Source organism: Bradyrhizobium sp. cf659 (assembly GCF_900113725.1).
Taxonomy (GTDB): Bacteria; Pseudomonadota; Alphaproteobacteria; order Rhizobiales; family Xanthobacteraceae; genus Bradyrhizobium.
The window spans coordinates 184,385-195,807 of record NZ_FOQJ01000006.1 but is presented as its reverse complement, the minus strand read 5'-3'; the positions used below and the strand labels follow the sequence as shown (position 1 = coordinate 195,807).

Sequence of the window (11,423 nt, the reverse complement as noted above, 5' to 3'; positions counted from 1 at the left end):
TAGTCACTCTAATAATAATAGTGACATCCGGCAAGCGATTTTTGCCGCCGCCCCGCGATTTCGGATGCAGCTCGTCTGCGGGGGGCCTTGTGTTGCTTGAATGGGCCAACGACGGATGCGCTTGAAAAGCTTTGAAGGAATGGCGTGTTCGATCGCCGGCGTCCTGGACGCCGTCGGGGACCGCTGGGCTTTTTTGATCCTACGTGACCTCTCGTTGGGGATAAGCAGGTACGAGGATCTGAAGAAGTCGAGCGGCATTACCCATGCCACGCTGTCTGATCGGCTAAAACATCTCGAGCGAAACGGATTGATCGAGCGTCGTCTCTATCGAACTGGACCCGATCGCTATGAGTATGTCCTGTCCGGGCGAGGCTGGGACGTGGTTCTCGTGATTCAGGCGCTCGCTCAGGTCGGCGACAAATGGGGAGTGACCGGCAGCGCCGGACCTCCACTCGAATTCATCAACAAGAACGGGGGAAGCCGGGTGAAGTTGGCGACTGTCGATGAAGACACGGGAGCGACTATCCACTTGAGGGATGTTCGGCCGAAAGCCGGCCCAGGCGCCGACGAATTGGTGAGATGGCGCATATCTAAATTCGCACGATAGCCGCCCAGCAGGATCGTGGTCTTGGGGCGGCGCCCATGGCCACCGCTGGGCGGTCGATCGCGAATGAAAGGCGAGCTACGGTCTTGTCATACTGCCGTCCGACGCATGGACGGTCAGCTGTCCCCAGAGCTGATGGCTGTGCTGTCATCATGACAATTGCGAGAGCCCGCCAAGCAGGCGGACCTCAGTTGTTGTTGCGGCAAGCTCAGGACGAGTGCGCGACTTGGTGCTCTTCCGACAGCAACTGTTGCAATTCGCCCGACTGGAACACTTCCGTGACGATGTCACAGCCGCCAACGAATTCGCCGCGCACGTAGAGTTGCGGAATCGTCGGCCAGTCCGAATACGCCTTGATTCCCTGCCGCAATTCCTCGGACTGGTAGATGTCGTGCGACTTGAACGTCACGCCCAGATGTTCGAGGATTCGGACGACCTGCGCCGAAAAATCCGCAGGCCGGCGAGCTAGGCGATCCCTTCATGAATAGCACGACTTCGTTTGCATTGACTTCATTGCTTATGAACTCTGCGATCGTCATCCGTCTTCTCCTGCCGTCTGTCAGTTCCAAGTCGATATATTTTCGCGTGAGAACGAAGGGGAGCCCGGCGGACATGCCCCTTTGCTATCAACGTGGCGCGGTCAGCCGGGCGCGATCTCTCGCGAATCCGGCTCGGCTTTTCGAAACGAGCAAATAGGTCACTTTAATTTTGATAGAAAGTCAATTCCAAAAAGGAACGGTGGTATTCAGGTTCCTGCGCTGATATCGTCGCTCGGGCAACCGCAGCTGTGGCGCATTCGGCGGACAGATCGAGGCCTCAAAGGCGGTCCTACCAAAGGGGGGAGTAAAACGTGGAACGTTTTTGGCTGGGGAATTATCCCGACGGCGTGCCTGCGGATATCGACGCCAATCAAATCCCGTCATTGATCGAAATGTTCGAAGAGAGCTTTGCGAAGTTTGGAGATCGTAAAGCGGCCATCTGCATGGACAAGGCAATCACCTACCGCGAGCTCGAGGAGATGTCGGCTGCAATCGGCGCTTACCTGCAGAGCAAAGGCCTCGCAAGGGGAAGTCGGGTCGCGGTGATGATGCCGAACGTTCTCCAAAATCCAATCGCTGGCGCGGCGGCCTTGCGCGCCGGCTGCACGGTTGTGAACGTGAACCCTCTCTACACGCCTCGAGAACTCGAGCATCAGTTGAACGATTCGGGCGCGGTGGCGATCTTCATCCTCGAGAACTTTGCTGCGACCTTGGAAAAGGTGTTGCCAAGAACGAAGGTCAAGCACATCGTTATCTGCTCGATTGGGGAGTTGCTCGGTCCAAAGGGGGTCTTTGTAAACTTTGTCGTGCGCAAGGTGAAGAAGATGGTCCCTGCCTATGCACTGCCGGGCGCCGTCTCGTTCAAGAATGCGCTGTCGGCAGGTCGGAAGCTGAAATTGAGGAGACCTGATGTCGGACCGAACGACGTTGCCTTCCTGCAATACACGGGAGGCACCACCGGCGTCTCGAAAGGAGCGATCTTGCTCCATCGCAATATGGTGGCCAACGTGCTTCAAATTTGCGCCTGGAGCGAGCCTGCCTTCCGCAGCGTTCACCCAGGCGAACCTTTGCTGACGGTCTGCGCGCTGCCGCTGTATCATATCTTCGCGCTTACCGTTTGCTTCTTGTTCTCCGTGCGGATCGGCGGCGCCAATCTTCTGATCGTGAACCCGCGGGATATCGATGGTTTCGTCAAGGAGCTCCGCAAATACAAGATTCACAGCTTTCCGGCCGTCAACACGCTGTTCAACGGGCTCCTACGACATCCCGACTTCAAGAACGTGGATTTTTCACAGTTGCGGATGGCGATCGGCGGAGGAATGGCAACTCAAAAGGCTGTCGCGGACAAGTGGCTTGCGGTGACGGGCTGTGTCCTTTCCGAGGGCTACGGACTGTCCGAGACGTCACCGACGCTGACGGCCACGTTGCCGACCATGACGGAGTTCTCCGGCTCGATCGGTTTGCCGCTTCCATCGACCTATATCTCGATCCGCGACGACGACGGAAACGAAGTCCCGATCGGTGAAGCCGGCGAGGTCTGCGGAAAAGGACCACAGGTGATGTCCGGCTACTGGAACAGGCCCGATGAGACCGCCCGGGTGATGACCCCTGACGGGTTCTTCCGAACCGGTGACATCGGCGTCATGTCGGCCGACGGATTCACCAAGATCGTGGACCGCAAGAAGGATATGATCATCGTTTCGGGCTTCAATGTGTATCCGAACGAGGTGGAAGCGGTGATCTCGAGCCACCCGGCGGTGCTGGAGTGTGCCGCAATCGGCGTGCCGGACATGAAATCCACCGAGGCGGTGAAAATCTTTGTTGTTCGTGCCGCCCCCCAGCTGACGGCGGAGGAGCTCGTCAGTTTTGCCGGGACGCAGTTGACGCCGTACAAGGTTCCAAAGCTGATCGAGTTCAGGACAGAACTTCCCAAGAGCAATGTCGGGAAGATCTTGCGCCGCGAGCTGAGGAGTGAGGCGCAAGCAAACGGCGGGTCGCAGACTCCATAAGAGCACGCGCGAAGAATCTCACGGCGCCACAAAGAGGAAGACCGATCGATGGGCGCGGTCGGTGTCGTAGGCGCCCGGCCTGCAACGATGCACATGGGACCGTGCCAGCGAACCTGGTCGCGCGGGACGCGGGCCCGCAGATCATGGCTCTCGGCACATCGGCGCAGTTTCAATTCCGGGAATATTGACTATATTTAGACAAGATAAGGATTCTCGGACCCCATTTGGATGGCAAGAAAGAGCCTCGACGTAACTTGTCCGGTAGCCCGAACGCTCGACATCGTCGGCGCGCGGTGGACGCTGCTCATCATCAGGGACCTGCTTCCCGGCACCATGCGCTTTCAGGATCTTCAGGAGCGTCTGCCCCGCATGGCTCCCAATGTGCTCTCCGATCGCTTGAAGATACTTGAGGAACACGGCCTCGTGCGCCGCGAATTCTACAGCGATCACCCTCCCAGGGCGGCCTATACTCTGACGGATCCGGGCCGAGAGCTCGGCGTCATCGTGTTGGCTCTCGGTCGATGGGGCCTGCGGCATCTCGGCGGGAAATTGAGCCCCGGCCTGCAGCACGATGAGTGCTTACGCCACCTGCAGCAAGCCTCCGAGGCCTTGATCCGCCGTCCGGTGCAACGCGTGAAATCCGCAGGCAAGTCGGCGGCGAAGGCAGCGAGAGGCGCAAGAAACTGAGCCACGAGCCACTATGTGAGGGGCCCGGGATTCAGCTTCGGACAGAGTTCGTCGCGATCAGCCTTTGCCGCGGGCTTCGAGGAGCCGGGGCGATCGCTCCAAGGCCCATCTGAAGCTCTTCGGAGCGCGTCCGAGCAGATGTTCGAGTTCGCCTGTGACGGCCTCATAGCGTCCACTTGCGGCGAGGCGGGTGATCGTCCTCAGGTGCTCCGCGGTGTGTGGGACGCGAGCTGCCAGAGCACCATTGATGTAGGCCTCGATCCAGGCGTTCAGATCCTGAGGGACGTAGGAAACGGGTCTTCCCAACGTCGAAGCGTAATCCTCGGCCAAGCCCTGCATGTCCTTCGCCTCCGGGCCGGTGAGCTCGTAGGTCTTCGATACGTGCGTCGACGGATCGATCAAGATCTTGGTACAAATCTCGGCGACGTCGTAGGCGGCAATCGGGGCGATCCTGTGCTTGCCGAAGGGGAGATGAAGCTCGCCGGCGCCCAGCAACTGCTTGAGCGGAAACCAGGCAAGAATCGGGTTTTCAACGAACATCGTAGCCCGGATATTGACGACCGGCAGGCCGGACCAATTCAGAGCCTGTTCGGAGGTCCAATGGGCTCTCTGCTGCGGCGACCAGTCGGCGACAAGTCCTCCCAACCACTCCCGCCGCGTCTCATAAGGGGCCGTCATCCGCGTGAAGTCCATATAGGACTGCTCGAACTCTGAAATATTGAGAAAGACCTCGAGGTCTCCTTGTGCGCGCGCGGCGGCTGCCATCAAGATCGTTGCATCGGTGTAATAGGGATTCAAGCTCATGCTGAAGTAGACCCGGCGGCAGCCTTTCAGCGCGGCGGCAACGTCTGCGACGTTGAGGAGATCTCCCACAAATACGTCGGCGCCCAGCTGTCGAAGAGCTTGCGCCCTCTCGTCGTCTTTACGTACGAAGGCACGCACCGAATGCTTCTTCTCGATGAGCATATTGATCATCGTCTTGCTGATGGAGCCTACATCTCCGCCGGCGCCAGTAATCAAGATGGGATGCTGTTTGGACATCGGCGTTTCCTTGGAGGATGTGACTGGGACGATTTTCGTATGGAAAGGTGGGCCGCGCGGCGCGCCTCGAGGCCATCAGCTCTTGAGGAAAGGCAAAATGTGGTCCAAGACCGCCTCGGGCTTCTCGAGATGCAGGAAATGGCCGACGCCGGGCATGACCACGCGTTCGAAGCCCTTCGTGAACGCTGCAGCCATATCGTCGCTAAGCCGCGCTGACATGCAGCCGTCCTCCTCCCCGTGCAAATAGAGGGCTGGGACGGCAATCGGGCCGTTGGCGCGAGCTTCGAGGGCCTGCGCTTCCGCTTCGGCTGGCGGCGTGAACAATTGCCTGTAGTAGGCGAGCGTCTGGGGCACGACTCCGGGCTGTCTGAACGTTTCGATCAACGCGCTGCGATCCGAAGCCGGCATCTTGTAGCCGGGCGACCACTCCCGCCAAAGCCGATCGAGGAAGGCGAAGTCGTTGAGCTGAACTGCCGGCTCGGCAAAACGCGTATGGAAGAAGAACATGTACCAGCTTCGTCGCTGTTGATCGCCGTCGGCCAGGAATGCCTGCGACAAGCCTTTCCCATAGGGGACCGCCAGCCCTACAAGCTTGCGGATCCGCGATGCATCGAGACTTGCCGCGGAATAGGCCGCTCTTGCTCCGAAATCGTGACCGATGACATCGGCCTGTTCGGCGCCCAAAGCTTCGATGAGGGCGAGGACGTCCTGCCCAATTGCCGCGGCACGGTAGGATCCGTCGGGTGCAGCGCCACCGGCCCAAAATCCGCGCAGTGCCGGAGCAACGGCCCGATATCCCTCCTGCGCAAGACGGCCCAAGACATGAACCCAGCTTTGCGCGTGATCGGGAAAACCGTGCAAGCATAGCACCAGGGGGCCGTCGCCAACTTCAAGGACCGGAAACTCCAGCCCGTTGGCCCGAACAACCCGCTTGCGGATTTCCCTCGGCTCAATCTTCTGGCCCGTCTGCACCGGAGCACCGGGCCGGTCGGGTGAAGGCGCAGCAGTCCTCGTCATTGGCAGATCCTCGCAAATTCTGGATGATGATTATCATCCAGAGCCGGAGGTGGGTAATTCAATGTTGAATAGGCGTGGTAGCAGCTTTGCCGTGTTGGGCTGCACTGGGTTGAAGTACGATAAACCGGAGAGGCGATTGCACCACGATTGGCCCAACGGACGGCCGCACGCGGGCGCGGGGAATGTAGTCGCGAATTTCGATCGGTCAATTGCTCGTTGACGGCGGGACATTATGCGCTACGAGAAAGGTCATGGAGCCGGAACGTCGGCTCGTATCGTCGAGTGTGCTTCGGCTCGGATCCGCGAGCGGGGAATCGAAAGCGTCAAGATTGCCAGGCTCATGAAGTCTGCCGGTCTGACGCACGGCGGCTTCTATCTCCATTTCAAATCTCGTCGTGATCTGATCGAAAGAGCTTTCGCCAGAGCCATGGACGGATCGGTGGAGCGATGGCGGAAGGCGGCCGATCGCTCGGGTCCCGGCGAACGTCTTCTGAGCATCGTCGACTACTACCTCGCGGATCGACACCGCGACGATATCGCGAACGGTTGCGCGCTTCCCTCGCTCGGAGCCGAGGTGTCTCGGGCCGGCATGGGCATCAGAAGGACGTTTTCAAACGGCTTGAGAGAGATGATCGACGTTCTGTCCAGAGACGTGAACGGCCCATCGAAGCGAGAAGCGATTGCCGTCGTATCCGAGATCGTGGGTGCCTTGCTGTTGGCCCGGGCGGTGGATCATCCGGAATTCTCATCGGAAATAATGAGCGTGGCTCGCGAGTATGTTCTGGGCAACGAGCCGCAGGTCCTCGGAATCGCGAAAGCGCCGCGTAAATTCTCGACGCGGACTAAGCGCCCGAATGCAAAGAGGCCGCAGAAGCGCGAAAAATCGAAGCATCTGGGGTGAAGAAGACCCACAAGGCCTGTGTTGCGGAGTCAGCGAACTCGGCACGTGTGCAATACGCCGGATAGCGGCCTTGGACAGAACTGGCTCAAGAACCTCGATTTTTTAAACGCCGAACTTCCTAGCATCAGTCTCCAAGGCCTTGGCCACGGCCTTCAGCCATTTATGGACAGCTTTGATTTTCTCGGACGAGCCGTCGACCTTCCGATGGGTAAAGTAGAAGTCCCTCAGCGCCATGTTTTTCGAGCCCCATCGCGCTATGACCGTCAGGGCGCCGCTGCTGACCAGCGGTGCGATCAGAGGAAAAGGCGCCAGCACGACGCCCATCGATGACCTAGCCATCTGTATGGCCGTCAAGAGGCTGTCGCCGACAAGGTCCGGTTCCTTGGTGGCGACCTGCGGTTCGTACTCCTCAAACCACCTTTGCCAAAGATCCGGCGCCGTGGCGAACTTTATCAACGGCAGCTTCGTCAGGTCTTCCGGGTGCTGAATTGGGGCGAAGCGATCCAATAGCTTCGGGTCCGCGCATGGGGCAGCGCGCGACCTGAGCAGCCTATGATAGGTCAGGCTGCCGAACGGGGGCTCGCCAAATTGGACCGCGGCGTCGATATTGTCTCTCTCGAAATCGGCCAGGGTGTTCTTGGCCTCCAGTCTCAGATCAAGCCCCGGATTGTCGATGCGGAATCTTTCGAGGTGAGGGAGCGCAGCGAGCATCGCGAACGTAGGGGTTACGCTGACCCGGACGATAGGGCCGCGCTTTCTATCCTCCAAGAGGTCGCTCGCGCGAAACAGTTCGTTGAAAGCGCTCAGGACGGCACTGGCATAGATCGCCCCGTCTTCAGTGAGTTCGATACTCCGGCCGCTGCGCCGAACCAGTTGAATCCCGAAGTGTGCTTCGAGCGTACGAATTTGATGCGTGATCGCGGACGGCGTGAGATTCAGACTTTCGGAAGCAAGTTTCACGCTGCCTGACCGTGCGAGAGCTTCGAATGCGCGCAGGCTCGCCAGAGGGGGAAGGGCTGATGGTGCATTCGACATGTGTCGTGAACCTGCTTCAACGATCCGCAATCGAATTCAATTGTGTTCCACCTGTTTTGCTGGCCAGCTTAGCGGAAGCAAGCGACGCTCCATAGCGCAATTTAGGCCCCTATGAGGGCGACATCGGACGAACGTTTCATCGCGGCCGGTCGGATAGCGGGTTCAATGTCGCGCTGGCGCAGGCGGTCGCAAGAATTCGAGTCCGGCGCTCGAGGCAATGAGCTGCCTTCACGCGAGCCGCCAATCCTGGGTGGAGTGGCTCGGGATCCCTTGAAGCAAACGTCGACCATGCAATCTAGTTCGGAGGAACGGATGTCAGCCAACAAATCGGATCTCTTTCAAAAATTGGTCCGAATTGCCGCCGCAGCGGTGGTAGGCATGGTCGGGGCCTCGTTTGCAAGTGAAGCTCCATCGCAGATCGCGATCCCGCCGGGATCCCCGTTTCCGGAAAGTCTGGCAGCGACAACGGATGGAACGCTCTTCGCCAGCAGCTTGACCAACGGCGGGATCGTGCGCGTAAAGCCCGGCGCCTCCGAGGCCGAAGCCTGGATCAAGCCCGGGACATTCGATACGCGATCGACGTTCGGCGTTCTCGCCGACGAGAAATCAGGGCTGCTTTGGGTCTGTTCGAACGATGCCACCCCGCTCGGCGTCAAAGGTCCAAACACGGTCGAAGGCTCGTTCGTCAAGGGGTTTGACCTCAAGACCGGAGAGGGAAAAATTAGCGCCCAGCTGCCCGCAAAACCCTCGCTCTGCAACGATCTTGCGATTGGGCCGGACGGCGAGCTCTACGTCACGAATACTCTGCAACCGCAGATCCTTCGCTTGAAGAAGGGATCTTCCGAGCTTGACGTCTGGATCCAGGACGACAAGCTGAAGGGTGGCCTTGATGGGATTGCGTTCGGACCGGATGGAGCTTTGTACGTCAACACTTTCCAAAGCGGCGAACTCTTCCGCATCGAAGCCAAATCGGGAGTCGCCGGCGCCGTCACGAAGCTTGAAACATCACGCCCAATCAAGTTTCCGGACGGACTTAGGGCAGACAAGACCGGGTTCGTGATGGTTGAAGGTGCCGGTCCGCTTTCGAAAGTCACGATCGTCGGGGATCGGGCCGAAATCGAAACGATCAAGGAATTTGCTGGACCAACAGGCGTCGCGCGCGTCGGCAATATGCTTTGGGTAGCGGAAGGCCAGATCGGCTATCTGATGGATACTCCCAAGAAGGGCCAGACGCCGACCTTCCAGTTGCGTTCGATCGACGCTCCCTGACCAACACGGGACCCCGCCGCTCTGCCGGGGTGGCAGCAGAAGTTTGACATTTACGGCAGTCGTCCGTCGATAGAACTCGCTACTGGCGATCCACACGAGGGAGACGCCGTGTTGAACGAGATCAACGGCCATTTGTCGCCAGGTCATTCGCGTTTCGAACGGAGACGAACCATTCCGTTTGTTTCTGTTCGGCCGAAAGCTTTGCGAACGTTGGAGCCACGCCAATGCGCACAAACGGGCAGGGCTTTCGAACGGGGGCAGCGTTGATTGTGCATTCGACGTCTTGCGCTGAGCGCAGTTCAACGATTCGCAATCGATTTCAATTGTCTTTCGTGCGGCTTGCTGGCCAGTTTAGTCGAAAGGCAGCGAACGCTGGATAGCGAAATCTAGACCGTTATCAGATCGCATCGAGCAAAAGCCGCGCGCGTCCGACCGGCCGACCGCGGAAACCAGAGGCGAGGGCACAATGATGAACGCACCCCAGCGGCAAGATCAACATACGGGGGCCGTAGCGAAGATCAATGTGGGGCTGCCCCAGCCCCCGGCCTTCAGCAGTCTGGCTGAAGAGAGACAGCACCGAAAGGAACGGCTGGCTGCCGGACTGAGGCTCTTCGCCAAGTTCGGATTCGACGAGGGTGTCGCGGGCCACATCACGGTGCGTGACCCGGAGTTCACGGACACGTTCTGGGTGAACGGCTTCGGGATGAGCTTCGGTTTGATCAAGGCGTCGGATCTCATTCGGGTCAATCACAGAGGCGAGGTCGTCGAGGGCAACCATCCCGTCAATGCCGCTGCCTTCGCGATCCACGCAAGCGTTCATGCGGCTCGTCCCGATTCGATCGGTGCGGCGCATTCGCACTCAACGCATGGCCGGGCGTTCTCAACGCTGGCTCGGAAACTGGAGCCGATCACTCAGGACGCCTGCGCGTTCTACAACGATCATGCTCTCTACGAAGATTACGGTGGCGTCGCAGTCGAAATGGACGAAGGCCAGCAAATCGCCAAGGCGTTGGGGCCGCACAAGGCGGCTATCTTGCAGAACCATGGCCTGTTGACCGTCGGACAGAGCGTGGATGAGGCGGTCTGGTGGTTCATCACGATGGAGCGGTCGTGCCAGGTTCAGCTACTTGCGGAAGCGGCGGCGGCGCGAACCGGCCAAGCTCTCAAGGTCATTCCCGAAGCATCTGCGAAACAGGCTTTCGCCATCCTCGGTGCTTCAAGGACAGGGTGGTTTCAATTCCAGACCCTGTATTCGAAGATCGTAAAAGAACAGCCGGATCTGCTCAACTGAGGTGCCGGCCAGCAATAATTTCGCTCGGAGGGATCGCATGAACGTCCAAACTTCCCCTGGAAAAGTCAGCCAGAACGCTCTGGCCGCCGACGAGCGGCTGGTCCGTGAGGACCTCGCTGCGCTCTATCATGTGTTTTCTGATCTAGGCTGGTGCGAACACATCTACAATCACATCACGGCTCGCGTACCGGGTCCTGACAGGCACTTTCTGATCAATTCGTTCGGGCTGGCGTACAACGAAGTCACAGCCTCCAATCTCATCAAGATCGATCTTGATGGGAATAAAGTTGTGAACGTTCCGGGTCGTGTCAACGCGCCGGGGTTCACCATCCATTCTTCGGTTCATGCCGCGCGCGATGACGCACATTTCATCGCCCACACGCACACGACGGCCGGAGTGGCCGTTGCTTGCACGGATGAGGGGCTCTCGCATCACAGCTTTTACGGCGCGATGCTCTATGAGCAAATTGCGTATCACGATTTCGAAGGCATCTCGACGGATCTCGGCGAGCGCGAGCGCCTCGTCAAATCGCTCGGCAACAAGAACTACATGATCCTGAGACATCACGGTCTTCTGACCTGCGGGAGGACCGCCGCGGAGGCATTGTTCCGCATGACGATCCTGCAACGTGCATGCGAGGTGCAACTCGCGGCTGCAACATTCGGGAGGGGCTGGCGGCCTTTGCCGGAAGAGATTCTGCGCCGTACGACGCGCCAGATGCAGAGCGAGGTTGCGAAGGGCTTCGACGAAAAGACTTCTTTTGGGCAAGATTCGTTCGAGGCTTATCGTCGCGCACTGGACGGAAAGGGTTCGCGTTACAGGGACTAAAAGCGGTACCGGCACGGTTCGCGGGCTGCGGCCAGCTTCTCGCGCCGCAAGATCAGACGGCAGCATCGTCCGGCACGCCTACCGCGAGTTCTCGCGCGAGAGGACCGCCGAATATTGGCTGATAGAAGACAGCGATGATAAGTCAAAGCCGCTTTCATATGTGCACAACCCCGCCGTCAGATGCGGGGGGCAGAACGGAAA

General features: G+C 59.0%; 10 protein-coding genes and 1 pseudogene. 7 read left to right on the top strand and 4 right to left on the bottom strand.

Annotation, left to right across the window (positions count from 1 at the left end; genetic code table 11):
* Positions 1-115 precede the first annotated feature (115 nt).
* Positions 116-607, top strand: coding sequence for a winged helix-turn-helix transcriptional regulator (locus BM118_RS25045; RefSeq protein ID WP_092188282.1), 492 nt, complete (start codon positions 116-118; stop codon positions 605-607).
* Positions 608-812: 205 nt separating this feature from the next.
* Here the strand turns inward: BM118_RS25045 and grxD are convergent.
* Positions 813-1,143, bottom strand: a pseudogene (grxD, locus tag BM118_RS25040) (Grx4 family monothiol glutaredoxin).
* Positions 1,144-1,454: 311 nt separating this feature from the next.
* Here grxD and BM118_RS25035 point away from each other — a divergent pair.
* Positions 1,455-3,152 (top strand): long-chain-fatty-acid--CoA ligase, encoded by a 1,698-nt coding sequence (locus tag BM118_RS25035; protein ID WP_092188280.1) that lies wholly within the window; start codon positions 1,455-1,457, stop codon positions 3,150-3,152.
* A 228-nt stretch (positions 3,153-3,380) separates the two neighbouring features.
* The gene (locus tag BM118_RS25030; protein ID WP_092188278.1) at positions 3,381-3,839 is read left to right on the top strand and encodes a winged helix-turn-helix transcriptional regulator; all 459 of its coding nucleotides are present in this window, start codon (positions 3,381-3,383) and stop codon (positions 3,837-3,839) included.
* A gap of 57 nt (positions 3,840-3,896) precedes the next feature.
* Here the strand turns inward: BM118_RS25030 and BM118_RS25025 are convergent, their stop codons facing one another.
* Together BM118_RS25025 and BM118_RS25020 are read right to left on the bottom strand one after the other, a co-directional pair.
* On the bottom strand, positions 3,897-4,880 hold the full coding sequence (locus tag BM118_RS25025) for an NAD(P)H-binding protein (protein WP_177234664.1): 984 nt from the start codon (positions 4,878-4,880) through the stop codon (positions 3,897-3,899).
* A 75-nt stretch (positions 4,881-4,955) separates the two neighbouring features.
* Entirely contained in the window at positions 4,956-5,897 is a 942-nt protein-coding gene (locus tag BM118_RS25020; RefSeq protein WP_092188276.1) for an alpha/beta fold hydrolase, read from the bottom strand.
* A 232-nt stretch (positions 5,898-6,129) separates the two neighbouring features.
* On the opposite strand from BM118_RS25020, the gene BM118_RS25015 reads away from it, so the two are divergent.
* Entirely contained in the window at positions 6,130-6,798 is a 669-nt protein-coding gene (locus tag BM118_RS25015) for a TetR/AcrR family transcriptional regulator (RefSeq protein WP_092188274.1), read from the top strand.
* 102 nt (positions 6,799-6,900) lie between these two features.
* Here the strand turns inward: BM118_RS25015 and BM118_RS25010 are convergent, their stop codons facing one another.
* Positions 6,901-7,833, bottom strand: a complete 933-nt coding sequence (locus tag BM118_RS25010) for a LysR substrate-binding domain-containing protein (protein ID WP_092188272.1) — start codon at positions 7,831-7,833, stop codon at positions 6,901-6,903.
* A gap of 312 nt (positions 7,834-8,145) precedes the next feature.
* On the opposite strand from BM118_RS25010, the gene BM118_RS25005 reads away from it, so the two are divergent.
* The 3 genes from BM118_RS25005 (at position 8,146) to BM118_RS24995 (ending at position 11,222) form a co-directional block, all read left to right on the top strand.
* Entirely contained in the window at positions 8,146-9,102 is a 957-nt protein-coding gene (locus BM118_RS25005; protein ID WP_092188270.1) for an NHL repeat-containing protein, read from the top strand.
* A 466-nt stretch (positions 9,103-9,568) separates the two neighbouring features.
* Positions 9,569-10,393 (top strand): class II aldolase/adducin family protein, encoded by an 825-nt coding sequence (locus BM118_RS25000; protein WP_244550237.1) that lies wholly within the window; start codon positions 9,569-9,571, stop codon positions 10,391-10,393.
* Between the two features lie 37 nt (positions 10,394-10,430).
* A complete protein-coding gene (locus BM118_RS24995; RefSeq protein ID WP_092188268.1) occupies positions 10,431-11,222 on the top strand; it encodes a class II aldolase/adducin family protein in 792 nt (263 codons plus the stop codon).
* The last annotated feature ends 201 nt before the right edge of the window (positions 11,223-11,423 follow it).